This is a genomic window from Pseudomonas sp. LLC-1 (assembly GCF_002992185.1).
GTDB lineage: Bacteria > Pseudomonadota > Gammaproteobacteria > Pseudomonadales > Pseudomonadaceae > Aquipseudomonas > Aquipseudomonas monteilii.
On record NZ_LUVY01000016.1, the window covers coordinates 59,837 to 86,404 of the forward strand.

At 62.9% G+C, this 26,568-nt stretch carries 25 protein-coding genes; 12 read left to right on the plus strand and 13 right to left on the minus strand.

Features of this window, described 5'->3' with window-relative positions; translation table 11 throughout:
• Positions 1–26: 26 nt before the first annotated feature.
• Entirely contained in the window at positions 27–581 is a 555-nt protein-coding gene (locus A0O30_RS17270; RefSeq protein WP_105947293.1) for a serine acetyltransferase, read from the minus strand.
• A gap of 274 nt (positions 582–855) precedes the next feature.
• Between A0O30_RS17270 and A0O30_RS17280 the strand changes: the two genes are divergently transcribed.
• Positions 856–1,317, plus strand: coding sequence for an Lrp/AsnC family transcriptional regulator (locus A0O30_RS17280; protein WP_016484597.1), 462 nt, complete (start codon positions 856–858; stop codon positions 1,315–1,317).
• 4 nt (positions 1,318–1,321) lie between these two features.
• Here the strand turns inward: A0O30_RS17280 and A0O30_RS17285 are convergent, their stop codons facing one another.
• Positions 1,322–1,612, minus strand: coding sequence for a hypothetical protein (locus A0O30_RS17285; protein ID WP_019097147.1), 291 nt, complete (start codon positions 1,610–1,612; stop codon positions 1,322–1,324).
• A 610-nt stretch (positions 1,613–2,222) separates the two neighbouring features.
• Between A0O30_RS17285 and A0O30_RS17295 the strand changes: the two genes are divergently transcribed.
• From A0O30_RS17295 to A0O30_RS17335, 9 genes are all read left to right on the plus strand, one after another.
• On the plus strand, positions 2,223–3,905 hold the full coding sequence (locus A0O30_RS17295; RefSeq protein WP_019097148.1) for an NAD(P)/FAD-dependent oxidoreductase: 1,683 nt from the start codon (positions 2,223–2,225) through the stop codon (positions 3,903–3,905).
• 14 nt (positions 3,906–3,919) lie between these two features.
• On the plus strand, positions 3,920–4,714 hold the full coding sequence (locus A0O30_RS17300; RefSeq protein ID WP_105947295.1) for a carbon-nitrogen hydrolase family protein: 795 nt from the start codon (positions 3,920–3,922) through the stop codon (positions 4,712–4,714).
• Positions 4,715–4,871: 157 nt separating this feature from the next.
• Positions 4,872–7,160, plus strand: coding sequence for a pyrroloquinoline quinone biosynthesis protein PqqF (gene pqqF / locus A0O30_RS17305; RefSeq protein WP_105947296.1), 2,289 nt, complete (start codon positions 4,872–4,874; stop codon positions 7,158–7,160).
• Between the two features lie 171 nt (positions 7,161–7,331).
• Complete coding sequence (gene pqqA / locus A0O30_RS17310; RefSeq protein ID WP_003243383.1) at positions 7,332–7,403, plus strand: pyrroloquinoline quinone precursor peptide PqqA; 72 nt, start codon at positions 7,332–7,334, stop codon at positions 7,401–7,403.
• A gap of 79 nt (positions 7,404–7,482) precedes the next feature.
• A complete protein-coding gene (pqqB, locus tag A0O30_RS17315; protein ID WP_105947297.1) occupies positions 7,483–8,394 on the plus strand; it encodes a pyrroloquinoline quinone biosynthesis protein PqqB in 912 nt (303 codons plus the stop codon).
• A 9-nt stretch (positions 8,395–8,403) separates the two neighbouring features.
• Entirely contained in the window at positions 8,404–9,159 is a 756-nt protein-coding gene (gene pqqC, locus A0O30_RS17320) for a pyrroloquinoline-quinone synthase PqqC (protein WP_003255592.1), read from the plus strand.
• Positions 9,156–9,431, plus strand: a complete 276-nt coding sequence (gene pqqD, locus A0O30_RS17325) for a pyrroloquinoline quinone biosynthesis peptide chaperone PqqD (RefSeq protein WP_105947298.1) — start codon at positions 9,156–9,158, stop codon at positions 9,429–9,431. Before pqqC ends, pqqD begins: the two co-directional genes overlap by 4 nt.
• The gene (pqqE, locus tag A0O30_RS17330; protein ID WP_105947299.1) at positions 9,403–10,563 is read left to right on the plus strand and encodes a pyrroloquinoline quinone biosynthesis protein PqqE; all 1,161 of its coding nucleotides are present in this window, start codon (positions 9,403–9,405) and stop codon (positions 10,561–10,563) included. Before pqqD ends, pqqE begins: the two co-directional genes overlap by 29 nt.
• Positions 10,529–12,352: a S9 family peptidase gene (locus tag A0O30_RS17335; RefSeq protein WP_105947300.1), complete on the plus strand. Its 1,824-nt coding sequence runs from the start codon at positions 10,529–10,531 to the stop codon at positions 12,350–12,352. The genes pqqE and A0O30_RS17335 overlap by 35 nt, the downstream gene beginning before the upstream one ends.
• A gap of 33 nt (positions 12,353–12,385) precedes the next feature.
• Here A0O30_RS17335 and A0O30_RS17340 read toward each other — a convergent pair whose 3' ends face one another.
• Positions 12,386–12,544 carry a YqaE/Pmp3 family membrane protein gene (locus A0O30_RS17340; protein WP_009681539.1) on the minus strand — a complete coding sequence of 53 codons (159 nt, stop codon included), beginning with the start codon at positions 12,542–12,544 and terminating at the stop codon, positions 12,386–12,388.
• A gap of 152 nt (positions 12,545–12,696) precedes the next feature.
• Entirely contained in the window at positions 12,697–13,977 is a 1,281-nt protein-coding gene (locus tag A0O30_RS17345) for an aspartate aminotransferase family protein (protein WP_104833565.1), read from the minus strand.
• A 210-nt stretch (positions 13,978–14,187) separates the two neighbouring features.
• Here A0O30_RS17345 and A0O30_RS17350 point away from each other — a divergent pair, with 210 nt between their 5' ends.
• Entirely contained in the window at positions 14,188–15,111 is a 924-nt protein-coding gene (locus A0O30_RS17350; RefSeq protein ID WP_012270171.1) for a LysR family transcriptional regulator, read from the plus strand.
• Between the two features lie 280 nt (positions 15,112–15,391).
• Here A0O30_RS17350 and A0O30_RS17355 read toward each other — a convergent pair whose 3' ends face one another.
• The 9 genes from A0O30_RS17355 to bioB form a co-directional block, all read right to left on the minus strand.
• A complete protein-coding gene (locus A0O30_RS17355; RefSeq protein WP_105947301.1) occupies positions 15,392–17,170 on the minus strand; it encodes an acyl-CoA dehydrogenase C-terminal domain-containing protein in 1,779 nt (592 codons plus the stop codon).
• Positions 17,171–17,294: 124 nt separating this feature from the next.
• On the minus strand, positions 17,295–18,578 hold the full coding sequence (locus A0O30_RS17360) for a diguanylate cyclase (protein WP_105947302.1): 1,284 nt from the start codon (positions 18,576–18,578) through the stop codon (positions 17,295–17,297).
• 157 nt (positions 18,579–18,735) lie between these two features.
• Positions 18,736–20,541, minus strand: a complete 1,806-nt coding sequence (locus A0O30_RS17365; protein WP_105947303.1) for a phenylacyl-CoA dehydrogenase — start codon at positions 20,539–20,541, stop codon at positions 18,736–18,738.
• A 290-nt stretch (positions 20,542–20,831) separates the two neighbouring features.
• Positions 20,832–21,128, minus strand: a complete 297-nt coding sequence (locus A0O30_RS17370; protein WP_105947304.1) for a pyrroloquinoline quinone biosynthesis protein PqqE — start codon at positions 21,126–21,128, stop codon at positions 20,832–20,834.
• Between the two features lie 146 nt (positions 21,129–21,274).
• Positions 21,275–21,955 carry a dethiobiotin synthase gene (bioD, locus tag A0O30_RS17375; RefSeq protein WP_105947305.1) on the minus strand — a complete coding sequence of 227 codons (681 nt, stop codon included), beginning with the start codon at positions 21,953–21,955 and terminating at the stop codon, positions 21,275–21,277.
• A gap of 10 nt (positions 21,956–21,965) precedes the next feature.
• The gene (gene bioC, locus A0O30_RS17380; RefSeq protein ID WP_105947306.1) at positions 21,966–22,784 is read right to left on the minus strand and encodes a malonyl-ACP O-methyltransferase BioC; all 819 of its coding nucleotides are present in this window, start codon (positions 22,782–22,784) and stop codon (positions 21,966–21,968) included.
• Positions 22,777–23,508 carry an alpha/beta fold hydrolase gene (locus A0O30_RS17385; protein WP_105947307.1) on the minus strand — a complete coding sequence of 244 codons (732 nt, stop codon included), beginning with the start codon at positions 23,506–23,508 and terminating at the stop codon, positions 22,777–22,779. Before A0O30_RS17385 ends, bioC begins: the two co-directional genes overlap by 8 nt.
• A complete protein-coding gene (bioF, locus tag A0O30_RS17390; protein ID WP_105947308.1) occupies positions 23,501–24,673 on the minus strand; it encodes an 8-amino-7-oxononanoate synthase in 1,173 nt (390 codons plus the stop codon). Before bioF ends, A0O30_RS17385 begins: the two co-directional genes overlap by 8 nt.
• 1 nt (position 24,674) lies before the next feature.
• Positions 24,675–25,733, minus strand: coding sequence for a biotin synthase BioB (bioB, locus tag A0O30_RS17395; RefSeq protein ID WP_016714563.1), 1,059 nt, complete (start codon positions 25,731–25,733; stop codon positions 24,675–24,677).
• Between the two features lie 89 nt (positions 25,734–25,822).
• Here bioB and A0O30_RS17400 point away from each other — a divergent pair, with 89 nt between their 5' ends.
• Positions 25,823–26,554 carry a ComF family protein gene (locus A0O30_RS17400; protein WP_105947309.1) on the plus strand — a complete coding sequence of 244 codons (732 nt, stop codon included), beginning with the start codon at positions 25,823–25,825 and terminating at the stop codon, positions 26,552–26,554.
• The last annotated feature ends 14 nt before the right edge of the window (positions 26,555–26,568 follow it).

A 26,568-nucleotide genomic window follows, 5' to 3' on the forward strand; every position in this document is an offset into this window, starting at 1 on the left:
TGATTCGTTGTCGGCTTGCTCAATGCCTATTCAGGACGGGGCTGCATCTCGACCTGCCGAGGATTGTAGAAGGTCATCCCAGTCGGAATATCCCGCGTAACCAGCGACATCGCGCCAATCACCACGTCGTCACCAATATCGATGCGATCAGCAACGATGCAGCTGTTGGCACCCATGCTTACGTTGTCGCCAATGCGCAGCGCGTATTCCTCCAGCCCGAGCGTCTTGATGCCGATCGAGCAGTTCTGCCGGATGAAGAAATTGCGCCCGATGCTCACATGCCGAGTAATCACCACCCCCGGTAGGTGAGCAATACGCAGGCCGGGCGCGATTTGTGCGCCGATGTCGATGTCCACCGCGTACTTGAGGTTGAGCCGTTGTTGCATGCGCCGAGCGTGACGCCGGGCCAGGCCGCCGCGAGCATCGAGGTATTGGGCCAGGCGGTAGGCAAAGAGAAAGCGCAGTTTGTTGTCCTTGCGTGCGCGGCGCAGTACGTTGAACAGCAGGCTGATACGGCGTCCTGGCCTTTTCTTGTTGGAGACTTCCAGTCGCCAGCATTCAAGCAGGTTGTCGAGGTTCACGCTCAGGTTCTCGTTGGACTAGCGTTTCATCATGCCGAAGGCTCAGCCTTCAGGCCAGCGCGGTCATTGTAGGAGCGGCCTTGTGTCGCGAAAGGGCTGCAAAGCAGCCCCAGGGTTTCAGCGCCGATGCATATATTGCCGGGGCCGCTTTGCGGCCCTTTCGCGACACAAGGCCGCTCCTACAGGAGACCGCGTCAGATTGGTCACCTGTGCTCGGTCTTGCCCTGATTGGCAGTCGCTCGCTAGGCTAGCAGGCCAACCGTAGAGACTCGCCATGTCGGATTCCCGCTCCATCACGCTGGATGAAATCGATCGCCAGCTGATCGCCCTGCTGCAGATCAACGCCCGCGAAAGCGTCGCCACCCTCGCCCGCCAGCTGGGTATCGCCCGCACCACCGTCAACTCGCGCCTGGAGCGCCTGGAGAAGAACAAGGTCATCTCCGGTTATGGCGTGCGCTTGGGCCAGCGGGTGCTGGGTGGCGGCCTGCAGGCGTATGTGGGGATCAAAGTGCAGCCGCGCTCCGGCAAGGAAGTGGTGCGGCGCCTGAGTGCCATGGGCCAAGTCCAACAGCTGTGCGCAGTGAGCGGCGAGTTCGACTACGTGGCCTGGCTGCTTACGGATTCGCCTGAGCAACTGGACCAGTTGCTCGACCAGATCGGCAGTGTCGACGGGGTGGAGAAGACCACCACGTCGATCATTCTCAGCAGCAAGGTGGACCGTGGGCAGCCGCTCTGATCAGTCAGACCTCCTGCCCGTCAAGCAATCCCTCCAGAATCGCCGAAAGGCTCTCGGCAGAATGCTGCATCGACCAGACGATGTCACGGCTGCGCTCGGGGGCGTGGTGTTGGGCGTAGTCAGTGGCGATCTGGTTAAGGCCTCGGGCCAATAGGCAGGCGTGGACCAGGGCGTCTGCGGCGTCGATCCCGGGGCGGATGGCGAATAACGGCGGGTGGCTGGATTCGCAGTTGCAAAAGGCTTTTTCAGCGGTGGGTTGCAGTTTTCCAGCTTGGTCAGAATCAGTCGGCTTCATGATGCAATTTCCAAATTGAGATTGTGGAAACCGCCTACCAAAACCTTCTCACAGGAATAGGTGGCAGCCATGCACGGGGTGAGAAACCGGCCAACTTGGAAATCCGGCCAGGCGAAAGCCTGCCCGCGCACGGCTGCCATGACATAAGCCTTGGTGCGAAGTTGGAGGATGGGTTCTCACACCCAATCGCCCGAAAAACGGCGACTCCGTGAAGTTAACGCTGAAGCTTTTCCCACGCTGCCAGACCAAGGCGATAGCGGGTGTAGGGTAATTCTTTATTTCAAGCCATGGGTGTAGGAAGTGTCTGATCACTCGCATCGCAAGGGCAGCACTGTCCCCTGTAGGAGCGGGTTCACCCGCGAATGCTGTGGAGAATCGACCGACGCATTCGCGGGTGAACCCGCTCCCACAGGGGCCGGCGCAGCTCCTGAATTGCTCATTTGCCTGAACCGTCTAAATGTTCATGAATAAGCTCACTTTGACGAAACAACATACATTCAGACATCAATATGCATCTTATTAACGAACACCCCACCCCCTAAAATGACCTCCAGCCATCTCCTATACTCAGGCTCCGCCACCCGCGCAGCCCCTCTGGCAAGGTCACTTCATGAACAAGAAAAACCGCCACCCCGCCGACGGCAAAAAGCCCATCACCATCTTCGGCCCGGACTTCCCCTTCGCTTTCGATGACTGGCTGGAGCACCCCGCAGGCCTGGGCAGTATTCCGGCTGAGCGCCAGGGTGAAGAAGTGGCCATCGTGGGTGCCGGTATTGCCGGCCTGGTGGCGGCCTACGAGCTGATGAAGCTAGGCCTCAAACCGGTGGTGTATGAGGCCTCCAAACTGGGCGGCCGGCTGCGCTCGCAAGCCTTCAATGGCACCGACGGGATCATCGCCGAGCTGGGCGGCATGCGCTTCCCGGTGTCGTCCACTGCCTTCTACCACTACGTGGACAAGTTGGGCCTGGAAACCAAGCCTTTCCCTAACCCGCTGACCCCGGCCTCGGGCAGCACTGTGATCGACCTTGAAGGCCAGACCTATTACGCCGAAAAAACCACCGACTTGCCCAAGCTGTTCCACGAAGTGGCCGACGCCTGGGCCGACGCGCTGGAAAGTGGTGCCCAGTTCGCCGACATCCAGCAAGCCATCCGCGATCGGGATGTACCGCGCCTTAAAGAGCTGTGGAACAAGCTGGTCCCACTGTGGGACGACCGCACGTTCTACGACTTCGTCGCCACCTCACGTTCGTTCGCCAAACTGAGCTTCCAGCACCGCGAAGTGTTCGGCCAGGTTGGTTTCGGCACCGGTGGCTGGGACTCGGACTTCCCCAACTCGATGCTGGAAATCTTCCGCGTGGTGATGACCAACTGCGACGACCACCAACACCTGGTCGTCGGCGGTGTGGAGCAGGTGCCGCAAGGGATCTGGCGCCATGTGCCGGAGCGCTGTGCCCACTGGCCGGAGGGCACCAGCCTGAGCGGCCTGCATGGCGGCGCGCCGCGCACTGGAGTAAAACGCATTGCCCGTGCCGCCGATGGCCGCCTGGCGGTCACCGACAACTGGGGCGACACCCGCCACTACGGCGCCGTGCTCGCCACCTGCCAGACCTGGCTGCTGACCACCCAGATCGACTGCGAGGAATCGCTGTTCTCGCAAAAGATGTGGATGGCCCTGGACCGCACCCGCTACATGCAGTCGTCGAAGACGTTCGTCATGGTCGACCGGCCATTCTGGAAGGACAAGGACCCGGAAACCGGTCGTGACCTGATGAGCATGACCCTCACTGACCGCCTCACCCGCGGCACCTACCTGTTCGACAACGGCGACGACAAGCCGGGGGTAATCTGCCTGTCCTATGCGTGGATGAGCGATGCGCTGAAAATGCTGCCGCATCCGGTGGAAAAACGCGTGCAGCTGGCCCTGGATGCGCTGAAGAAGATCTACCCGAAAACCGATATCGCCGGGCACATCATCGGCGATCCGATCACCATTTCGTGGGAGGCTGATCCGCACTTCCTGGGCGCCTTCAAGGGCGCACTGCCGGGTCACTACCGCTACAACCAGCGCATGTACGCACACTTCATGCAGCAGGACATGCCCGCCGAGCAGCGCGGCATGTTCATCGCCGGTGACGATGTATCGTGGACACCCGCCTGGGTGGAGGGCGCGGTGCAAACATCGCTGAATGCGGTGTGGGGTATCATGAACCACTTCGGTGGCCACACCCACCCGGACAACCCCGGCCCGGGCGATGTGTTCGATGAAATCGGCCCTATTGCCCTGGCAGACTGAATCAAGGAGGCGTCATGCGCATCGCTTTGTTCCAGGGCACACCCAAGCCACTGGATGTGCCCGGCAACTTGCTACGGCTGCGCCATCAGGCGCAGTTGGCAGCCGAGCGCGGTGCACAGCTGCTGGTGTGCCCGGAGATGTTCCTGACCGGCTACAACATCGGCCTGGCCCAGGTCGAGCGCCTGGCCGAAGCTGACGATGGCGCGGCGGCCATGGAGGTAGCGGAAATCGCCCAGACGCACCGCATTGCCATTGTCTATGGCTACCCGGAGCGGGCAGATGATGGCGCAATCTACAACAGCGTGCAGTTGATCGATGCGCATGGCCGCAGCCTGTGCAACTACCGCAAGACCCACCTGTTTGGCGAGCTGGACCGTTCGATGTTCAGCGCAGGCCCGGACCACTTTCCGGTGGTCGAGCTTGAAGGCTGGAAAGTCGGCCTGCTGATCTGCTACGACATCGAGTTCCCGGAAAACGCCCGGCGCCTGGCGCTGGCGGGTGCCGAGCTGATCCTGGTGCCGACGGCGAACATGGCGCCGTATGACTTCATCTGCCAGGTGACCGTAAGGGTACGGGCGCAGGAGAACCAGTGCTACCTGGTATATGCCAATTATTGCGGCGCGGAAGACGAGATCCAGTATTGCGGGCAGAGCAGCATCATCGGCCCGGATGGTAGTTTGCTGGCCATGGGCGGGCGGGATGAATGCCTGTTGCTGGCCGAGCTGGAGCATGAGCAAGTGGTGCATGGGCGGATGGCATTTCCTTACCTGACAGATCTGCGTCAGGAGCTGCATCTGCGTAACCGCTGACAGGGGCCGCGGTGCGGCCCAATCGCCGGCAAGCCAGCTCCCACAGGATCGCGACAGATTGGAACATTGTGGGGTACTTGTGGGAGCTGGCTTGCCGGCGATTGGGCCGGGCCTGCAAACAAATGGGTTAGCATGGACAGCAGCAACCGGAGCCCCCATGCCTGACGCCATCCGCCACCTCACCCTCGCCAACGGCCTGCAACTGACCCTGCGCCACGCCCCGCGCCTGAAACGTTCGGCCGCCGCACTGCGGGTGCACGCGGGTAGCCACGACGCACCGGGCAAATGGCCGGGCCTGGCCCACTTCCTCGAACACCTGTTCTTCCTCGGCACCCCACGCTTTGCGCTGGACGACGGCCTGATGCGTTACGTGCAGACCCTGGGCGGCCAAGTCAACGCCAGCACCCGGGAACGCACGACCGACTTTTTCTTCGAAGTCCCGCCCAATGCGTTGGCCGGGGGCCTCGAGCGCCTGTGCCAGATGCTGGCCGAACCGGATCTGGGCATCGAGCGCCAACGCCGCGAGCGTGAAGTGATCCACGCCGAGTTCATTGCCTGGTCACGCAACCCGCAGGCCCAGCAGCAATTCGCCTTGTTGCAGTCGGTGTCGCAAGGCCATCCGCTGGGCGCATTTCATGCCGGCAACCGGTATACCCTGGCCCTGCAGGCCCCTGCCTTTCAGCAAGCACTTACGGGTTTCCACCAACGCTTCTATCAGGGTGGCCAGATCGTCTTGAGCCTATGCGGGCCGCAGCCGCTGGATGAGCTGGAGCAACTTGGCCGGCAGCATGCGACGCTGTTCGCCACAGGCAAGCATGTGCCGCGAATCGAACCGCCGCCATTGTCGGCGACGGCTACACCACTGGCCTTCACTCACGAAAACCTCCCGGCAGGTGCCGAGCAAGCGCTGGAGCTGCTGATCGCCTGCCTCGGCGACAGCCGCCCGGGTACCTGGCTGGGCGCACTTCGCGAGCGTGGCTGGCTGCAACGTTTCAAGGCCGAAACGCTGTATGCCTTTGCTGGCCAACTGCTGTGGCACCTCGACCTCAAGCTCAGCGCAGACGCCTGCCCAGACGAAGCCAGCGCCCTGTTGCACGGCTGGTTCAGCTTCACCCGCCAGGCCGACCTCGAGCTGTTGAACCGCGAATTCGGCCTGCTGCAGCACAGCCGCGAACGCAGCGCCAGTGCACTTGAACTGGCCCGCCGTGACAGCACGGGGCAGCCGTTCGCCAAGTTGGATACGCACGGTTTGCAGGCCCTTCAAGCCGTACTGCAAGGCCTGCCATGCAACGTGTATGGCGAATGGCACATGCCCTTGGTCGACCCCTTGCTGATGGCTGATCTACCCAGTGCGAATACAAAGCCTGTACCGGCAGCACTGCGTGTCAGTGAGCTGCTCCCTGGCGCCCGCCAATACGCAGCGCTCTACCTGCGCTGGCACGTACCCTCAACGTTGCGCCAACGTTTTCAGGGTGTGCTCGAACAGGCCCTGGCGCCACTGCAGGAGCGTTGTGAACGCGCCTCGGTACAACTGCAATTCACGGCCGCCGGGGAATACTGGCAGTTGCGCTGCGCCGGGCTACCGGCAGCGGTGCTGCGGGCCGTGGCGCAGGCCTTGGTTTTGATCGTCACCCCCCCGGCCAGATGCTGGCTGCCTTGCACAACGCCACCGGCGGCCCTGATCCCCATCAGGGCCTTGCTCAAGCAACTGCCTGACGCGGTGCTCGGCACCCCGCCCCCAACGGGTCCTGCCTGCACGCTGGAGCAGCAGCAACTCGACAAGCTGTGGCAGCACACACGCTGGCACGGCCTGGCCGCAGGCTTCGACGATTCAGCCCTGAACGCCCTGGGCACTGCTCTACAGCACTGCCCAGGGCACGGCTCGCTGCCAAGCCCCCTGCCCACTTGGGCCAAACGCCGTTGGCAGCATGCCGAAGTAGCGGGCAGCGAACACGCCCTGCTGCTGTTCTGCCCGCTGCCTGCAGCCAGCGAAGCGGGCGGCCGCTTGCTCGCGCAACACCTGCAAGGGCCGGTTTACCAGCGGCTGCGGGTGGAGCTGCAACTCGGCTATGCGGTATTCAGTACCTTTCGTCAGATAGAGGGGGTCGGTGGCCTGTTGTTCGGGGTGCAATCGCCGCACACCCACCAGGCACAGATCCTCGACCACCTGCTCACGCTACTCAGCAAGGGTGTCACCCTTGACCCAGACACCCAACAGGCCCTGGCCAGTCAATTCGATGAACCGGCCATGGCCAACGCCGATGTCGCCGAATGGGCGTGGCAGACACACCTGGCTACACAACCCGGCAGGCTGGATACGTTGCGCAGGGCTATTCTGAACACGCGGCAGACGGATCTGGACCACCTGCTGGGTAACCTGCTCGATGCAGACGCATCCTGGTTGTGTTTGGCCAACGCTGCCGCACCACCCCCTACGTGGAAGTGATCCAGGCCCGTGATTGTTACGCAAATTGCAACGGCACTTTTCGAATAATTAACCTTCCAGTACAAATTTTTCTTGTAAGATAGCGCAATCCCAGTTCCGGGAACCGCCTTTGCGTGGCGGTACCCAAGTAGTAACTGAGCAACCCCAAACCCATCCGGAAGGAGTAATCCCATGTGGACCAAACCTGCATACACTGATCTGCGTATCGGCTTCGAAGTCACCATGTACTTCGCTAACCGCTAAGCCCGGCTTAGGGTTCCACGCCTCGGCCTGCCGGGGCGTTTTCGTTTTTCCGATCCGGTTTTTTGCATAGAGAGTGGCCATGTACATCCAGGTTCTCGGCTCCGCCGCCGGTGGCGGGTTCCCGCAGTGGAACTGCAACTGCGTCAACTGCAAGGGCTTTCGTGACGGCACCCTGCGGGCCACGGCGCGCACCCAGTCGTCCATCGCCCTGTCCGACGACGGCGTACACTGGGTGCTGTGCAATGCCTCGCCCGACATCCGCGCCCAGCTCCAGGCCTTCGCGCCGATGCAGCCAGCCCGTGCCCTGCGCGACACCGGCATCAACGCCATCGTGCTGCTGGACAGCCAGATCGACCACACCACCGGCCTGCTCAGCCTGCGTGAAGGCTGCCCGCACCAGGTGTGGTGCACCGACATGGTCCACCAGGACCTCACCACCGGCTTCCCGTTGTTCAACATGCTCAACCACTGGAACGGTGGCCTGCAGTGGAACCGCATCGAGCTGGAAGGTAGCTTCGTTATCGAGGCCTGCCCAAACCTCAAGTTCACTCCATTCCCTCTGCGCAGCGCCGCACCGCCTTATTCGCCGCACCGCTTCGACCCGCACCCGGGCGACAACCTGGGCCTGCTGGTCGAAGACACCCGCACCGGCGGCAAGCTGTTCTACGCCCCAGGCCTGGGCCAGGTGGACGACAAGCTGCTGGCGATGATGCACGGCGCCGACTGCCTGCTGGTCGACGGCACGCTGTGGGAAGACGATGAAATGCAACGCCGTGGCGTGGGCACTCGCACGGGCCGCGAAATGGGCCACCTGGCGCAGAACGGCCCGGGCGGCATGCTCGAAGTGCTGGACGCTTTCCCGCGTCAGCGCAAAGTGCTTATCCACATCAACAACACAAACCCGATTCTCGATGAAGACTCCCCGGAGCGCGCCGAAGTCCAGCGCCGCGGTGTGGAAGTTGCCTTCGACGGAATGAGCATTGAGTTGTAAGGAGGCCTGATGAGCGACGCATTGCCAATGTCCCCTGCCGAATTCGAGCAGGCCCTGCGCGCCAAGGGCGCCTATTACCACATTCATCACCCGTACCACGTGGCGATGTACCAGGGCCGCGCCACCCGTGAGCAGATCCAGGGCTGGGTGGCCAACCGCTTCTACTATCAGGTCAACATCCCAATGAAGGATGCCGCGATCCTGGCCAACTGCCCTGACCGCGAAGTACGCCGCGAGTGGATCCAGCGCCTGCTCGACCACGACGGCGCGCCTGGCGAGGACGGTGGCATCGAAGCCTGGTTGCGCCTGGGCCAGGCTGTCGGCCTGGACCCGGACCAGTTGCGTTCGCAAGAGCTGGTACTGCCCGGCGTACGCTTTGCCGTCGATGCCTACGTCAACTTCGCCCGCCGCGCCAGTTGGCAGGAAGCGGCCAGCAGTTCGCTGACCGAGTTGTTCGCCCCGCAAATCCACCAGTCGCGCCTGGACAGCTGGCCACAGCACTACCCGTGGATCGACCCGGCCGGCTACGAATACTTCCGCACCCGCCTGGGCCAGGCTCGTCGTGACGTAGAGCACGGCCTGGCGATTACCCTGCAGCACTACACCACCCGCGCGGGCCAGGAGCGTATGCTGGAGATCCTGCAGTTCAAGCTGGATATCCTCTGGAGCATGCTCGACGCCATGAGCATGGCCTACGAGCTGAACCGCCCGCCCTATCATTCCGTCACCCAGGAACGGGTGTGGCACAAGGGGATCACCCTATGAGTTTTGACCGCAATCAGGTGCCGAACTGGCGCCCCGGCTACCGCTTCCAGTACGAACCGGCGCAGAAAGGCCACGTACTGCTCTACCCCGAGGGCATGATCAAGCTCAACGAGAGTGCCAGCCTGATCGGTGGCCTGATCGATGGCCAACGTGACGTGGCCGCCATCATCAGCGAACTCGAACAGCAATTCCCCGATGTCCCGGAAGTGGCCGACGACATCGAGCAGTTCATGGAGGTGGCCCGTGCCGAACACTGGATCGTCCTCGCCTGAGTTGCCGCCCACGCCCGAGGTCGGCCTGCCGCTTTGGCTGCTGGCCGAGCTCACCTACCGCTGCCCGCTGCAATGCCCGTACTGCTCCAACCCGCTGGACTTTGCCGCCCAGGGGCAGGAGCTGAGCACCGAGCAGTGGTTCAAGGTCATGGCCGAGGCGCGTGAAATGGGCGCGGCGCAAATCGGCTTTTCCGGCGGTGAACCGCTGGTGCGCCAGGACCTGGCCGAACTGATCGGCGAAGCCCGCCGGCTGGGTTACTACACCAACCTGATCACCTCGGGCATCGGCCTGACCGAAGCCCGTATCGCTGACTTCAAGAAGGCCGGCCTGGACCATATCCAGATCAGCTTCCAGGCCAGCGACGAGCAGGTGAACAACCTGCTGGCCGGTTCGAAGAAGGCCTTTGCGCAAAAGCTGGAGATGGCCCGCGCGGTGAAGGCCCACGGTTACCCGATGGTGCTCAACTTCGTTACCCATCGGCACAACATCGACAAGATCGACCGCATCATCGAGCTGTGCATCGCCCTTGAAGCCGACTTCGTCGAGCTTGCCACCTGCCAGTTCTACGGTTGGGCGCACCTCAACCGCCTGGGCCTGCTGCCGACCCGCTCGCAGCTTGAGCGGGCCGAGCGCATCACCAACGAATACCGGGACAAGCTCAAGGCCGAGGGCAACCCGTGCAAGCTGATCTTCGTCACCCCGGACTACTACGAAGAGCGTCCCAAGGCCTGCATGAATGGCTGGGGCAACCTGTTCCTCACCATCACCCCGGACGGCACCGCGCTGCCCTGCCACGGCGCCCGCCAGCTGCCGGTGCAGTTCCCCAATGTACGCGACCACGACCTGCACCATATCTGGTATGAGTCGTTTGGCTTCAACCGCTTCCGTGGTTACGAGTGGATGCGCGAACCGTGCCGCTCCTGTGACGAAAAAGAAAAGGACTTCGGCGGCTGTCGCTGCCAGGCCTTCATGCTGACCGGCGATGCCAGCAACGCCGACCCGGTATGCGCCAAGTCGGCCGACCACCGCATCATCCTCAAGGCCCGCGAGGAGGCAGAAAGCGCCCAGCTCGCCATTGAACAGATGACCTTCCGCAATGAACGAAACTCCCGAGTCATCGCCCGTGGCTGAATTCAGCGCGGCCCAGGCCGTTGCCGCCGGCACCGACTTCGCCGAACTCAAAGCCAGTGCCGACGGGCTGTTCTGGATCGAGTTTCGCCCGGCCGATGGTGCTTGCCGTGTCTGGCACTGGCTGTACCACCAGGCGCGCTGCCTGACGCCGGATGGCTTCAGCGTGCGCAGCCGGGTCTACGAGTACGGCGGTGGTAGCTTCTGCCTGGGTGGCGACGGGCTGGTGTTCGTCAACGAAAAGGACCAGCAGGTCTACACCCAGCCGCTGGACGATTCGCAACCGCGTGCGCTGACCGAGGATGCCAGCTGCCGCTACGGCGATGTGCAGTGGCACGACGGCCAGGTGCTGGCCGTCGAGGAACGCCATGCCGAGCAGGTGGAGCATCGGCTTGTCGCGTTGAGTGAGAGCGGCCGGGTGGTGCTCGCCGAGGGCGCCGATTTCTACGCCTCACCCACGGTGAGTGCAGATGGCATACGCCTGGCGTGGATCGAATGGGACCGACCGGCACAGCCTTGGACTATCACCCGATTGATGTGCCGCACACGCGACAGCAGTGGCCACTGGGGACCCGCGCAGTGCATCGCCAGCAATGATGAATCGCTGCAACAACCGCGTTTCGATGCCGAAGGCCGGCTCTACTGCCTGTCCGACCGCAATGGCTTCTGGCAGCCCTGGGGCGAGGTCGATGGCCACTGGCAGGCGTTGCCTGCCGAGACTGCGGACCATGCTGCTGCGCCCTGGCAATTGGGTACCTGTACCTGGTTGGCACTGGGGTCGCAAAGCTATCTGGCGAGTTGGTTCAATGACGGCTTCGGGCAACTGGGGCTGCGTAACACCGATGGGCGCATGGAGCGTTTCGCCAGTGGCTACACGCGTTTTCGCAGCCTGGCCATGGACAGCGATCACCTTTATGCCATTGCCGCCTCGCCCATCAGCCCGCCTGCAGTGATTGCCGTCGACCGCAGTAACCACGAAGTACGTGTGCTGGCCGGGGGGGGCGAGATACTGCCGGCAGGGCAAATCAGCCTGCCGCGGTCGATTCACTATGGCAGTGACGGCGAGCGGGCCCACGGATTCTTCTACCCGGCAGCGCACTCGCAAGGCGCCACGCCGCTGGTGGTGTTCATCCACGGCGGGCCGACCTCGGCCTGTTATCCGGTGCTCGAGCCTCGCATCCAGTACTGGACCCAACGCGGCTTTGCCGTGGCCGACCTGAATTACCGGGGTAGCACCGGCTATGGCCGGGAATACCGCCAGGCGTTGCACCTGCGCTGGGGCGAAAGCGATGTGGCCGATGCCTGCGCGGCGGTCGAGTACCTGGCGGCTCAGGGCCTGGTCGACAAACGCAAGGCGTTCATCCGTGGCGGCAGCGCCGGTGGCTACACCACCCTGTGTGCCTTGGCCTTCCACGACGTGTTCCGCGCCGGTGCCAGCCTGTACGGAGTCAGCGACCCGGTTGCCCTGGGCCGGGCCACGCACAAGTTTGAGGGCGATTATCTGGACTGGCTGATCGGCGATCCGCAACAGGATGCCGAGCGCTATCGCCAGCGCACGCCGCTGCTGCATGCGGGGCAGATCAAGGTGCCGGTGATTTTCTTCCAGGGTGAGCTGGACGCGGTGGTGGTGCCGGAGCAGACGCGGTCGATGCTGACGGCGTTGCAGGCCAACGGGATCGAGGCTGAAGGGCACTTCTATGCGGGTGAGCGGCATGGGTTCCGTAAGGCAGAGAACCTGGCGCATGCGCTCGAAGAAGAGTGGAAGTTCTATTGCCGGGTGTTGAACGGTTGAAATTCCGGGGCCGTTTTGCAGCCCCGGAAAACCTCACCGTTTGGCGATGATGTAAACCGCATGCACGATCCCCGGAATGTAGCCCAGCAAGGTCAGCAGAATATTCAGCCAGAACGCCCCGCCAAACCCCACCTGCAAGAACACGCCAAGCGGCGGCAGGATGATGGCGATGATGATGCGGATAAAGTCCATGCGAGTCTCTCCTGAAGGGGTTATCTCACAGACTAGCCGCCCACCGCAGAGGTTCCACAGGCAAAAAAAACGCCCCGGGCCGAATGAAACAGGCCAGGGGCGATGCGCAGGAACGCCAGACGGTTCGTTGAATTCTCAGTGTTGCTACACAGTCAGGCCGGCACTTCGCGGCGGGCCTGCTGCTGGGCATGAAGACGGGCAAAAGCGCGTGCCAGGCGCAGCAGCATTTCGTCGATGTTGCCCTTGCTCACGGTTAGCGCAGGTGAAAAGCGCACCACATCCGCCTGTGGCGCATTGAGCAGCAGGCCTTCGTGCAGCGCCGCAGCCACCAGTTCACGGGCCAGGTTTTCTTTGAGTTGCAGCGCCCACAGCAGGCCTTGCCCACGCACTTCGCCCTGGCCATAGCGCCCGGCCAGTCGGCTCAGGCCTTCACGCAGGTGACGGCCGTTGTCCTGCACATGCGTGAAAAAGCCAGGCTCCAGCACGGTGTCCAGCACCGCCAGGCCGGCGGCGCACATCAGCGCATTGCCGTGGTGGCTGCCTTCCAGTTCGCCAGGCTCGGCGCAGCACGCCGTGCCCCGAGCCAGCAAGGCGGCCAGTGGCACACCGCCGCCCAAACCCTTGCCCAGGGTGATGATGTCGGCACGCACGCCATAGGTTTCCTCGGCCAGCAGTGCGCCACAGCGGCCAATACCGGTCTGCACCTCATCGAGGATCAGCAGGATGCCCAGTTCACGGCACAGTGTTTCCACGCCCTTGAGGTATTCCTGGGTTGCCGGAATCACGCCCGCCTCGCCCTGGATCGGCTCGAGCATGATCGCCACGGTGCGTGAATCCACCTCGGCGTGCAGTGCCGCCAGGTCATTGAACGGCACCTTGCTGAACCCCGGCAGGCCAGGCTCGCAGCGGTTGCATGGCAGCGGGTCGGACGCCGACAGTGCACCCAGGCTGCGGCCGTGACAGGCCTGGCTGGCCGTGATGATGTGGTAGGCGCCGTTGCGGTGCAGCTGGCCCCACTTGCGCGCCAGTTTGATCGCGCCTTCGCAGGCCTCGGCACCACTGTTGAGCAGGTAGGCCTGGTCGCTGCCAGTGCTCTGACACAAGCGGTTCACCAATCCCAGCAAGCCACGGCTATGGAAGCCCGAACCCGGGTTGATCAGCGCCTGGGCCTGGTTGCCCAGCGCTTTCACCAGCACGCTCGGGCTGTGGCCCAGGCTGTTGACCGCGCCGCCTTGGGTGAAGTCCAGGTAGGCATGCCCTTCACTGTCCCACAACCAGGAGCCTTGGCCGCGCACGAACACCTGCGCTGCGCGCTCGGCGCTGGGCATCAGGCGATCACGCGAAAGCTCAGCGGCTTGCGGCACGATCACCGGCGCACGCTTGGGCTCGGCGGCAGCGACAGGGGCCGAGCGGCGCAGGTTGAACAGGTTCATCAGGGCTCCAACCAATCACGGTAAGGGGCGGCAACGGTGCGGTCTTGGTGCCGGCACTCAATATTTTGCCTTGCCTATCAAAAGTGTTTTTCATCCGGGGTAACAATCGACCGATTCATCGCTGTAACCCGTTGGAATACGGCGATAGACTAGGCTTCAAGAGGGTTTTCGACCATTTCGTTTTTCCAGCATTTTCGATAAGTGTTACTTATGGATTTCCGCCAACTGCGTTATTTCGTCGCGGTGTATGAAGAAGGCCACGTGGGCCGCGCTGCAGAACGTCTGTCGCTGTCCCAGCCGGCACTCTCCCAGCAGATCCGGCAACTGGAGCACAGCCTTGATTTGAGCCTGTTCGAGCGCAGCAACAAGCGCCTGTTGCCTACCTTGGCTGCCCATACCCTGTACAACCATGCCTTGCCCTTGCTTGACGGCCTGCAACGCGCCCACGAGGCCATGCGCAACTTCAAGGGGCAGTCGCTGCGCACCCTGGCCATCGGCGTGCTGCAGACCGTGCGACCGAGCCTGGTACCGCAGCTGCTCGAGCGGCTGCGCAAGGCCCAGCCGCACCTTGTCGTGCAGATCTACGAGTTGTCGGGGCTGGAGATCGAACGGCGCCTGCTTAACGGCAGCCTGGACATCGGCATCAGCTACCTGCCGCCGCGCCAGCCCGGGTTGCATGGCCTGCTGCTGTATGAAGACGAGCTGCAACTGGTCATCCCCGATACTCACCCGCTGAAGGACTTCAAGAAGGTGTCTATCCGCCAGGCTGCCGAATTGCCCATGCTGATGCTGGGCGAAGAATTCCAGATCCGTCAGATCTGGCAGGCGCAACTGGCCAGCCAGGGCCGTCGGCCGCAGGTTCAGGCAGAGATGAACAACATGGCGGGGATTCTCGACAGCCTGGCGCACACGGCGCTGGCGACCATCCTGCCGGGGCGGGCCAAGGAGGCCGCCGAAGATGATCAGGGGCTGTTGTGGAAGCCATTGAGCGAGCCACGGGTGCCGCTGAAGGTTGGCCTGGTGTTCCGCGATGCCCAGCGCCAGCAGGCCTCTGTGGAGCTACTGCGCACGCTACTGGAAGAAGAGACGGACGCCCGCCTGTTGGGGGCATCACCGCTGGATGTGCTGGCCTGAAAAAACACGCACACAAAGAAAACCCCGCCGAAGCGGGGTTTTCCAGACTGTTTCCCTGTGACATCCGTATCGCCCCGCCGTCCTGGCAGGTGGTCCTTCGTCGTCTTCCTTGATCTGTCCTTTGCGCTTCCTGCGCAACGTCCATGTGGTAAAGATTAACCGTGGATCCAATCTGAGAACAGTGGTGAAAAGTCACCACGTCGTGTAGGAAAAAGCTTACAAAGGGGATTCATTCCCAGACATGCCGAAAATCGGGGCCGCCGAGCGGCCCCTAAATACGTCAGAACTGTTCGGCATCCAGCAGATACAGCGATTCACTGCCCGCCTTCACCGAAGCCACCATCGAATCCACCCGTGGCAGCAACCGCGCAAAGTAGAACCGCGCCGTACCCAGCTTGCCCGAGTAGAACGCTTCGTCGCCCTCACCCGCCTTGGCCGCCCGTGCCATCAGTGCCCACATATAGCCGTAGGCCACATAACCAAATGCATGCAGGTACTCGACCGAAGCCGCGCCGATTTCATTCGGGTTGCCCTTGGCCTTTTCCAGCACCCACTCAGTCAGCCCGTCGAGCTGGTCGAGGCTGGCCGCCAACGGCTTGGCAAATTCGTCCAGCTCGCCAGCTGCGCTGGCAATGAACTGGCGGATCTCGTCGGAGAACAACCGGTAGTACGCGCCACCGCTGGCCACCACCTTGCGCCCCATCAGGTCGAGGGCCTGGATGCCGTTGGTGCCTTCGTAGATCTGTGTGATGCGCACATCACGCACCAACTGCTCCTGCCCCCATTCGCGAATGTAGCCATGCCCGCCGAACACCTGCTGGCCATGCACCGCGCACTCCAGCCCCAGGTCGGTGAGGAAGGCCTTGGCCACCGGCGTCAGCAGCGCCACCAGCTCTTCGCTGCGTTTGCGCACATTGGCGTCTTCGCTGTACTTGGCACTGTCCAGTTGCATGGCCACGTAGGTGGAGAAGGCGCGGCCACCTTCGATCAACGCCTTCATGGTCAGCAGCATGCGACGAACGTCCGGGTGGACGATGATCGGGTCGGCGGCCTTGTCCTTGGCCTGTGGGCCAGTCGGGGCACGGCTCTGCAGGCGGTCGCGGGCGTATTCCACGGCGTTCTGGTAGGAGCGTTCGGCCGAGGCCAGGCCCTGGATACCAACACCCAGGCGCTCGTAGTTCATCATGGTGAACATGGCCGCCAGGCCCTTGTTCGGCTCACCGACGATATAGCCGACTGCTTCGTCGAAGTTCATCACGCAGGTAGCCGAGGCCTGGATGCCCATCTTGTGTTCGATCGAACCGCAAGTGGCCGGGTTGCATGCACCGAGGCTGCCATCTTCGTTGACCAGAAACTTCGGCACCAGGAACAGCGAAATACCTTTCGGCCCCGCCGGTGCGTCCGGCAGCTTGGCCAGCACCAGGTGGATGATGTTCTCGGTCAGGTCGTGCTCGCCACCGGTGATGAAGATCTTGGTGCCGCTGACCTTGTAGCTGCCATCGGCCTGGGGCTCGGCCTTGGTACGGATGATGCCCAGGTCGGTACCGGCGTGCGGCTCGGTCAGGCACATGGAACCGGCCCATACGCCGGCATACATGTTCGGCAGGTACTTTTCCTTCAGCGCTTCGCTGGCGTGGGCATTGATCGACAGGCAGGCGCCGGCGGTCAGCATCGGGTACAAGCCAAACGCCAGGCTGGAGGCGTTGACCATTTCCTCGACCTGGGCCGAGATGGCCTTGGGCATGCCCATGCCGCCGAACAACGGGTCGCCGCCCACGCCGACCCAACCGCCTTCGGCGTAGGTGTTGTAGGCCTCGATGAAACCGGCCGGCGTGCGCACCGCGCCGTTGTCCCAGTGGCAACCTTCTTCATCCGCTGCTCGGCTGAGCGGCGCGATGGACTTGGCGGTGACCTTGCCGGCTTCTTCCAGCACGGCCATGGCGGTGTCGGCATCGACAACCTCGGCCAGCCCGGGCAACTGCGCCCACTGCTCGGCCACGTTGAAGACTTCATTCAGTACGAAGCGCATGTCGCGCAGGGGCGCTTTATAGTCAGCCATGACAACCTCTCGCTAGTCGGGTCGGGGCGGTCTCGGGGAACCGCGACACAGGGGTTACTGGCAGTGTAACCGAACAACTTTTACGAGACATAGGGTCATCAACTGACCATACAGTATTGCCCGGTCACGCCGTGCGTACGGCCCCTCGCTGCGATTGTTGCCCATGCACCATGACACAATTGCGCCCCGCGCCTTTGGCGCTGTAGAGCGCCTGGTCGGCGGATTTCAGCACCGCCTCGGGGTTGCGATGATCGGCCTGGCGCTCGGCCACACCGATACTGATGGTGACCGACACCGTGCCGCCACTGCTGCCCGCCCGGCGCTGGCGCCCGGCCGTATCGTCCTGCGGGCGGTTGTGCTGATCGCGCAGGTGCATCACATAGTTGGCGATTACCTCACGCACCGCTTCCACGTGGGGCACACACTCCTCGGCTGTCTTGCCCGCGAACACCAGGGCGAACTCCTCGCCGCCATATCGGTAGGCCCGGCCGCCGCCGGTCACCTTGGACAAACGGCTGGCCACCAGGCGCAACACCTGGTCACCCACGTCGTGACCATGGGTATCGTTGAATTTCTTGAAGTGGTCCACGTCGGTCATGGCGATCACATAATTGCGCCCCAGACGCTGCATGCGCTCGTTCAGCGCGCGGCGCCCCGGCAGGCCGGTCAGCTCGTCGCGGAAGGCCATCTGGTAGGCCTCGTGCGCTACCGCTGCGGCGATCATCAACATCACCTGGCTGCACATGATGTTAAGGGTGAACGGCAGGATGAAGGTTTGCGGCAGCATCCAGAAAATGCCCAGCAGGCCGGTCAACTGCGCAGCATGCAGCGGCCTGGGGGCACGCAGGTATTGCACCACCAGCAGGATGAACACAGCGAGGAACAGTGGGTAAACCATCTGGATCAGGCTCATCCACTGGCCATGCAAGGCTGGCCAGCGGATTTCCGCCAACCAGCTCAGCAGCGCTTCGGGGTAGCTTTGTTCGAGGGCCACCGCCACGCTGCCCACGGCAAACAGCACAGCGCCGCGTGCGACCAGGTCCTGCAGCAGGTGGGTACGTTCCTGCCAGGCGCCATACAAGCCGAACAGCGCGGGCAGCAACAGGCACACCAGGTGGAAGATCACCGCCGCGTCCTCGCGCACGCGGCCATGGTCACGGTAGAAGTCGGTCTGGGTGTCGAGCAGAAAGTAGGCGATGTACACCGTAAGCATCAGGAACAGCTCACGTTGCCGACGGTACACGGCGCAGTAGGCGCCGCCCAGCAGCAGAACCAACGTAGGCAAGACATTGAACAGCGATGTGAAGAAGACACTGAGGTCTCTCACATAGGCTGCGGCGAGCCCTGCCAGCAACAAGAACAGCGAAGGCAGGAAGTGGCTTGCGCGAACAGCATTAAGACGAAACAAGGGTAATCTCCAACCCGGCAGATCAATAGTGGCATTGTGCCCTTAGTTCATCGGCAGTGCACATGAACAGTTGAATTTGCCGTTGGGTCAATTGGCCCCAGATGCGAAAAACCCGCCTGCCGGTAAGGGCAGGCGGGTTCCGTGTACAGCGGTAGGATCAGTACGACAGGCCGAAGTTTTCTTCGTCCATCGCCATCAGGTTGTTGGCACCCGACAGCATGGTCGCTACATGGGTACGGGTGCGCGGCAGGATGCGCTGGAAGTAGAAGCGCGCCGTTTGCAACTTGGCGGTGTAGAACGCCTCTTCGCTGGTGCCGGCTGCCAGTTTTTCGGCCGCCAGGCGGGCGATGTCGGCCCAGAAGTAGGCCAGGCAGGCGTAGCCGGAATACATCAGGTAATCGACCGAGGCCGCACCCACCTCTTCGCGGTCTTTCATGGCGGCCATGCCCACTTTCATGGTCAGCTCGCCCCACTCCTTGTTGATTGCCGCCAGCGGCTCGACAAACTCCTTGACCGCTTCGTTACCTTCCTGCGCCTGGCAGAACTTGTGCACGATCTTGGTGAAGCCCTTCAGTGCTTCGCCCTGGGTCATCAGCACTTTACGGCCGAGCAGGTCCAGCGCCTGAATGCCGGTGGTGCCTTCGTACAGCATGGAGATACGGCTGTCGCGAACGTTCTGCTCCATGCCCCACTCGGCGATGAAGCCGTGGCCGCCGTAGATCTGCACACCATGGTTGGCAGCCTCGAAGCCGACTTCGGTCATGAACGCCTTGGCAATCGGGGTCAGGAACGCCAGCAGGGCATCGGCCTTCTTGCGCTCTTCTTCGTCCTGGCTGTACTTGACGATGTCCACCTGCTTGGCCGTGAAGTACACCATCGCGCGGTTACCTTCGGCGAAGGCCTTCATGGTCAGCAGCATGCGGCGCACGTCCGGGTGGACGATGATCGGGTCAGCGGCTTTGTCCGGCGCTTTCGGGCCAGTCAGGGAGCGCATCTGCAGGCGCTCACGGGCGTACTTCAGGCCACCCTGGAACGCCACTTCGGCGTGGGCCAGGCCTTGCAGCGCGGTACCCAGGCGAGCGGTGTTCATGAAGGTGAACATGCAGTTCAGGCCTTTGTTGGCCGGGCCGATCAGGTAACCGGTGGCCGCATCGAAGTTCATCACGCAGGTAGCGTTACCGTGGATGCCCATCTTGTGTTCGATAGAGCCGCAGCTCACGCCGTTGCGCTCACCCACGCCGCCTTCGGCGTTGGGCAGGAACTTCGGCACGATGAACAGCGAAATACCCTTGGTACCGGCCGGTGCGTCCGGCAGGCGGGCCAGGACGATATGGACGATGTTGCCGGCCATGTCGTGCTCACCGGCCGAAATGAAGATCTTGGTACCCGACACCTTGTAGCTGCCGTCAGCCTGTGGCTCGGCCTTGGTGCGCAGCATGCCCAGGTCGGTGCCGCAGTGTGGCTCGGTCAGGCACATGGTGCCGGTCCACTCGCCGGACACCAGCTTGGTCAGGTAGGTGTGCTGCTGCTCGGGGGTGCCGTGCGCAGAGATGGTGTTCATCGCGCCATGGGACAGGCCTGGGTACATGCCCCACGACCAGTTCGAACCACCGACCATTTCACTCAGGGCCAGGCCCAGCGACTCTGGCAAGCCCTGGCCGCCGTGCTCGACGTCATGGGCCAGGCTCGGCCAGCCGCCTTCGACGAACTGTTCGTAGGCTGCCTTGAAGCCAGTCGGGGTTTTAACGCCCGATTCGCTCCAGGTGCAGCCTTCCTGGTCACCCACACGGTTCAGCGGCGACAGCACCTGCTCACAGAACTTCGCGCCTTCTTCGAGGATCGCGTCGACCATGTCGGGCGTGGCGTCCTGGCAGCCCGGCAGGCTCTGATAGTGCGCCTCATAGCCAAGCAGCTCGTCGCGAACGAAGCGGATATCACGCAAGGGGGCTTTGTAATCAGGCATTGCGATGAACCTCTGAGTCAGTTCTGTGGGGTGACCAGCTCTTGGCGGCCGTCTTATCAAACAGTTGTTTGAAACTTACGTTTAGCACCGCATTCTGTCAAGGATGGACTATGGTGCCATTTACGCCACGAAAAATGGCAAATACGCCAAACCTAGAAAAAACAATGTCCCTGTGGGAGCGGGCGTGCCCGCGAAAGCGTCCGATCAGGCAATTGGAGGTGCCTGACCTGACGCTTTCGCGGGCACGCCCGCTCCCACAGGGGCTGTGTGTAATTCGAGGGAGCGCCCTCTCAGGCGTAAGTGTCGATAATCCGGCCGAGCATTTCGTCGGATGCCTTGGCCACCTTTGCGCCAAGCTCGACTTCGGTTTTGCCCAAGGCCATCTGCACGGTGCTGGTGGCCAGGTCCATCTGCTGGCTGCGGTCGACCGCGCGCAAGCGCTCAGCCTGAAAGTCGCTGGACTGGCTGGTGGCGGTACGTTCGGCGGTGGCGTTGGCGATCTGGCCGGCGGCCTGATCGACGCGGTTCTGGCCGGTCTGGATTGCGCTCAGGCCCGCGTAATAGGCGGAGCTACCGGTGATTTCCATGTCAGGACTCCATTGACGCTGGATGACGAACAGGCTCAATTAAAGCAGGCCTGCCGTGAAAAGGCCCGTTTAAATCCCTAATGGCCTGGTGCCAGCTGATAGGCCTTGGGTATCCCTGCCCGCGAAACGGCCAAGCCTGGAAACCACTAATCCAGAAGATCCAGTTGCAGGTGCTCAGCCACCATATCGGCACTGGCCTGCTTCAGTTTGGGCACCCGCCCAAGGCAAGGCGCCGGCAACCGCTCGGCCAGGCTGGCCAGGTTCTCTTCAAGTCGCGAGGTCCGCGGCTCGATGATGTTGGCCACCCACCCGGCCAGTTGCAGCCCGTCTCGCTCGATCGCCTCGGCGCTGAGCAAGGCATGGCTGATACAACCCAAGCGAACGCCCACAACCAGAATCACCGGCAATTGCAGGGCAACGGCAAGGTCCGAAAGGTTCTCCAACCCCGACAACGGCACACGCCAGCCACCCGCACCTTCAACCAACGTGAAGTCGGCATTTTGTTGCAGCACATTGCGCATCGCTGCCAACAGCGCCGGCACGGCCAGCGTCACCCCCGCCTCGCGCGCCGCCACATGCGGGGCAATCGCCGGCTCGAAGGCAAACGGATTTACCTGCTCGTAGGGCAACTTGATCGTACTTTCATCGATCAGCGCCTGGGCATCACTATTGCGCAACCCTTTGGGGGTCATCGTGCAGCCCGAGGCCACCGGCTTGGCGCCCAGCGTGCTCATGCCCTGCGACCGCGCCGCATGCAACAGCCCGGCGGCGATGGTGGTCTTGCCGACATCGGTATCGGTACCGGCGATGAAATAGGCCTGGCTCATCGTGCTCCCCTTACGCCTGTGGCTTGCGCAACACACCATAGACCACTTGATAGGTGGCTGGCAGCCCCGCAGGCTGGCGAAATGCCTCATAGGCGTGCAGCAGGCCCTGCATGCGCGCCCTACCGGTAAGCCCGGAAGGTCGCCCGGGGTTCAGGTTGTGTGCCCCCAACGCCTTGAGTTCATGGGTCAGGCTACGTACATCCGGGTAGTGGAGCACGTGTGGGCAACGCTGCAATTCAAGCTGTTCCAGCCCGCTGCCAGCACACAGGCGTTGATAATCCTCAAAACGCCGGAAGCGGTTCACATGCACCAGGCCATCCACTGCCTGCCAACTGGCCCGCAGTTCGTCGAGGGTGCCCACGCACAGGCTACTGAAGGCCAGCACACCGCCTGGGCGCAGCACACGCGACGCCTCTGCCAGCACGCTGGCGAACTGGTCGCACCACTGCACGGCCAGGCTGGAAAACACCAGGTCGACACTGCCGTCACGCAGCGGCAAACGCTCGGCATCACCTGCCACGTGATACTGCGCCCCACCCTGTTCATGACGGGCATGGCGCAGCATGCCTTCGGCGATATCCACCGCCACGCCACTGGCCTGGGTAAAACGCTGCGCCAGGATGCGGCTGAAATGGCCAGTGCCGCTGCCCAGGTCCAGCCAGCGCGACGGCTGCAGGCCAGTCGGCAACTGCTCCAGCAGGCTTAAACCTACAGCGCGCTGCAAGGCCGCCACGCTGTCGTAGCTGGCGGCAGCGCGGGAGAACGAAGCTGCCACCTGGCGTTTATCGGGCAGCGCGCCGGGTAAAGTCGGACGGGAAAGGTCAGTCATCGCCACTCTCATGCAGGAAACTCTTGATGCCCGCCGCCAGCTCCTGCGGGTACTCCAGCAGGAAAGCGTGGGAACTGTCTTCGACCAGGCCCACTTCCACATCGGGCAACAACTCGCTCAACGCTTTTGCCGCCTCTGCCGGCACCAGTGCATCGCTACCGGCAAACAGGTGCAACTGCGGGCCAGCATAGGCCTGCAGGGCTTCACGGGTATCAAGCCTGGCCAGCACTTCAAGGCCTGTGGCCAGGTACAACGGGTCGGTATCCGGCACGCCGACACCCAGTTGCCGCAGCAACGTGCGCGGTTGCTGGGCGCCATCGCTGCACAGCGTGCGGAAGCGCTTGAGCGTGACCTGGGTATGGCTGCGGCAGCCATCGAGGAAGGTGCCGAAGGTGTCTTCGGCCATGCCATGGGGCCAGTCCGGGCGGGCCACGAAGCTGGGGTTGCTGGCCAGTGTCAGCAGGCCGCAGCAGTGGTCACCGCGCTTGTGTGCCAATGCGCTGGCCAGCATGCCGCCCAGCGACCACCCGCCCAGCCACACGTCGTTCGGCAGCTTGCGATCCAGGTGGTCGACCCAGGCCTGAACATCGCTGTCGGCCAGTTCCGGCAAGGGCATCAGCTCCACCTGCAGGCGGGCGTCCTGGGCGCGCAGGCTCGCTGCCAGCGGTTCCAGGGAAGCAGTGCCCAGGCCCCAGCCGGGCAGCAGTACAAGGCGATTACGCATCGGCGTTCTCCAGCTGTGGATAACACTCGGCCAATGCATTCAACAATAGCTGCACCTGCGCTTCGCTGTGCGCAGCGCTCAGGGTCACCCGCAGGCGCGCACTACCAGCCGGCACGGTGGGTGGGCGGATGGCCGTCACCAGCAAGCCGCGCTCGCGCAGCATGCGCGACAGGCGCAGGGCCTGTGCACTGTCGCCGATCACGATAGGCTGGATCGGCGTTGGGCTGTCCATCAGTTGCAGCCCGATCTGCTGCGCGCCCTCGCGGAACTGGCGAATCAACGCAGTCAGATGCTCACGCCGCCAAGTCTCGCGGCGCAGCAACTCCAGGCTCTTGAGCGTGGCGCAGGCAAGTGCCGGTGGCTGGCTGGTGGTGTAGATGTAGGGGCGGGCGAATTGCACCAGCGCTTCGATCAGCTCTTCGCTGCCGGCAACAAAGGCACCGGCAGTACCGCAGGCCTTACCCAGCGTGCCGATCAGCACCGGCACGTCTTCCACGCCCAGGCCGAAGTGCTCGACGATACCGCCGCCCTGCGTACCCAAGGTCCCCAGACCATGGGCATCGTCAACCATCAGCCAGGCACCACGCGCCCGGGCGACATCGGCCAGTGCCGGCAGGTCGGCCAGGTCGCCGTCCATGCTGAACACGCCATCGGTCACCACCAGGGTATTGCCGACGGCCTTGTCCAGGCGGCTGGCCAGGCTGGCCGGGTCGTTGTGCAGGTAGCGGTTGAAGCGGGCACCACTGAGCAACCCGCCATCCAGCAGGGACGCGTGGTTCAAGCGATCCTGCAGCACGGTGTCGCCCTGCCCCACCAATGCGGTGATAGCACCCAGGTTGGCCATGTAGCCGGTGGAGAACAGCAGCGCACGCGGGCGCCCGGTCAGTTCGGCCAGCGCCTCTTCAACCTGATGGTGCGGCGTGCTGTGGCCGACCACCAGGTGCGAAGCGCCACCGCCCACACCCCAGCGCTCGGCGCCGGTCTGCCAGGCGGCGATCACTTCAGGGTGGTTGGCCAGGCCCAGGTAGTCATTGCTGCAGAAGGCCAGCAAGCGCTGGCCGTCGACCACCACTTCAGGCCCCTGCGGGCTTTCCAGCAGTGGCCGCTGCCGATACAGGTCTGCGCCGCGCCGTTCGGCCAGGCGCGCCGCCAGGTCGAAGGCCATGTCAGGCCGATGCAGCGTTGTAGAACATCTCGCTGCTGCGCTGTTCGACCAACGCCTGCTCGATGGCCGCCTGGTGCACTTCGTCGGCGTGCTCTTCACGCGCTTCAGGCTTGATGCCCAGGCGCGCGAACAGTTGCATGTCCTTGTCGGCTTGCGGGTTGGCGGTGGTCAGCAGTTTTTCGCCGTAGAAGATCGAGTTGGCGCCAGCCATGAAGGCCAGGGCCTGCATCTGCTCGTTCATTTGCTCGCGGCCGGCGGACAGCCGCACGTGCGACTTGGGCATCAGCAAGCGGGCCACGGCCAGCATGCGGATGAAGTCGAACGGGTCCACATCCTCTTCCTCGGCCAACGGCGTGCCGGCCACCTTGACCAGCATGTTGATCGGCACCGACTCCGGGTGCTCGGGCAGGTTGGCCAGCTGGATCAGCAGCCCGGCGCGGTCGTCCAGCGACTCACCCATGCCCAGGATGCCGCCAGAGCAGATCTTCATCCCGGCATCACGCACGTAGGCCAGGGTTTGCAGGCGTTCGCTGTAGGTGCGGGTGGTGATGATGCTGCCGTAGAACTCCGGCGAGGTGTCGAGGTTGTGGTTGTAGTAGTCCAGGCCCGCCTGGGCCAAAGCCACGGTTTGCTCCTGGTCAAGCTTGCCCAGGGTCATGCAGGTTTCCAGGCCCATGGCCTTCACGCCTTTGACCATTTCCAGCACATAGGGCATGTCTTTGGCCGACGGGTGCTTCCACGCTGCGCCCATGCAGAAGCGGGTGGAGCCGATGGCTTTGGCGCGCGCGGCTTCTTCAAGCACCTTCTGCACTTCCATCAGCTTCTGTTTTTCCAGCCCGGTGTTGTAGTGACCGGACTGTGGACAATATTTGCAATCTTCCGGGCAGGCGCCGGTCTTGATCGACAGCAGGGTCGAAACCTGCACGCGGTTCGGGTCGAAATGCGCGCGGTGCACGGTCTGCGCCTGGAACAGCAGGTCATTGAACGGTTGCTGGAACAGCGCCTTGACCTCGGCCAGGGACCAGTCGTGACGTGTTGTTGCAGTTGTGCTGGCGCTCATCGGCGTTTCCTTGTTTAGGCTGTAGCTGGCGCCGGGACAGGAAAGCCCGCCAGCGCATCACGGATAGCTCGCATAGTCATGGAAGGCCTATGAACTGTCAACCATACTGGAAAACACTGGTTTACAAGTGCTCACTTATTAATCAATCGTGTTTATTGTGTGATGAGCCTGCCGAGCAGGCCTACCCCCTGTGTATGGCCTGCGAGCAGGAATTGCCTTGGCTAGGTGATCATTGCCTGCGCTGCGCTCTGCCGATGCCCATGGCGGGCCTGAGCTGCGCCCAGTGCTGTCGCCGCCTGCCGGCCTTCGACCAGGTGTTTGCGCTTTGGCAATTCGGCTTTCCGGTCGATACGCTGGTCAGCCGCTTCAAGCACAACCGGCAGTGGCCCTTGGGGCGGTTGATGGCTGAATTGCTGGGGCATGGACTGCTGCATCGCTTTGCCGAAGGGTTAGCCCGCCCTGACCTGCTGTTGCCGGTACCTTTGGCCAGGCGTCGACTGCGCGAACGAGGGTTCAACCAGGCGGGGATGCTTGGACGTTGGTTGTCTTCGCAGCTTGGGCTGGTTTGCGACGAGCGGTTATTGGTGCGCACGCGCGAGACGCCTGCACAACAACAGCTGGACGCCAAGGCACGGCGGCGCAATTTACGTCACGCGTTTGCGGTCACGGGCGATTTGACAGGCAAGCATGTCGCCATTGTCGATGATGTGGTAACCACCAGTGCCACTGTGCAGGCCATTGCCGAAGTGCTGCGCAAAGCCGGCGCGCAGCGTGTGGATGTGTATTGCCTGGCACGCACGCCCAAGCCGGGGTATGCATGACACTGCACAGTCCT

Excerpts from the sequence above, each read along its gene's own strand:
- A0O30_RS17280 (WP_016484597.1), top strand. The coding sequence starts at position 856 with ATGTCGGATTCCCGCTCCATCACGCTGGATGAAATCGATCGCCAGCTG.
- A0O30_RS17285 (WP_019097147.1), bottom strand. The coding sequence starts at position 1,612 with ATGAAGCCGACTGATTCTGACCAAGCTGGAAAACTGCAACCCACCGCT.
- A0O30_RS17295 (WP_019097148.1), top strand. The coding sequence starts at position 2,223 with ATGAACAAGAAAAACCGCCACCCCGCCGACGGCAAAAAGCCCATCACC.
- A0O30_RS17300 (WP_105947295.1), top strand. The coding sequence starts at position 3,920 with ATGCGCATCGCTTTGTTCCAGGGCACACCCAAGCCACTGGATGTGCCC.
- pqqF (WP_105947296.1), top strand. The coding sequence starts at position 4,872 with ATGCCTGACGCCATCCGCCACCTCACCCTCGCCAACGGCCTGCAACTG.
- pqqB (WP_105947297.1), top strand. The coding sequence starts at position 7,483 with ATGTACATCCAGGTTCTCGGCTCCGCCGCCGGTGGCGGGTTCCCGCAG.
- pqqC (WP_003255592.1), top strand. The coding sequence starts at position 8,404 with ATGAGCGACGCATTGCCAATGTCCCCTGCCGAATTCGAGCAGGCCCTG.
- pqqD (WP_105947298.1), top strand. The coding sequence starts at position 9,156 with ATGAGTTTTGACCGCAATCAGGTGCCGAACTGGCGCCCCGGCTACCGC.
- A0O30_RS17335 (WP_105947300.1), top strand. The coding sequence starts at position 10,529 with ATGAACGAAACTCCCGAGTCATCGCCCGTGGCTGAATTCAGCGCGGCC.
- A0O30_RS17340 (WP_009681539.1), bottom strand. The coding sequence starts at position 12,544 with ATGGACTTTATCCGCATCATCATCGCCATCATCCTGCCGCCGCTTGGC.
- A0O30_RS17345 (WP_104833565.1), bottom strand. The coding sequence starts at position 13,977 with ATGAACCTGTTCAACCTGCGCCGCTCGGCCCCTGTCGCTGCCGCCGAG.
- A0O30_RS17350 (WP_012270171.1), top strand. The coding sequence starts at position 14,188 with ATGGATTTCCGCCAACTGCGTTATTTCGTCGCGGTGTATGAAGAAGGC.
- A0O30_RS17355 (WP_105947301.1), bottom strand. The coding sequence starts at position 17,170 with ATGGCTGACTATAAAGCGCCCCTGCGCGACATGCGCTTCGTACTGAAT.
- A0O30_RS17365 (WP_105947303.1), bottom strand. The coding sequence starts at position 20,541 with ATGCCTGATTACAAAGCCCCCTTGCGTGATATCCGCTTCGTTCGCGAC.
- A0O30_RS17370 (WP_105947304.1), bottom strand. The coding sequence starts at position 21,128 with ATGGAAATCACCGGTAGCTCCGCCTATTACGCGGGCCTGAGCGCAATC.
- bioD (WP_105947305.1), bottom strand. The coding sequence starts at position 21,955 with ATGAGCCAGGCCTATTTCATCGCCGGTACCGATACCGATGTCGGCAAG.
- bioC (WP_105947306.1), bottom strand. The coding sequence starts at position 22,784 with ATGACTGACCTTTCCCGTCCGACTTTACCCGGCGCGCTGCCCGATAAA.
- A0O30_RS17385 (WP_105947307.1), bottom strand. The coding sequence starts at position 23,508 with ATGCGTAATCGCCTTGTACTGCTGCCCGGCTGGGGCCTGGGCACTGCT.
- bioF (WP_105947308.1), bottom strand. The coding sequence starts at position 24,673 with ATGGCCTTCGACCTGGCGGCGCGCCTGGCCGAACGGCGCGGCGCAGAC.
- bioB (WP_016714563.1), bottom strand. The coding sequence starts at position 25,733 with ATGAGCGCCAGCACAACTGCAACAACACGTCACGACTGGTCCCTGGCC.
- A0O30_RS17400 (WP_105947309.1), top strand. The coding sequence starts at position 25,823 with ATGAACTGTCAACCATACTGGAAAACACTGGTTTACAAGTGCTCACTT.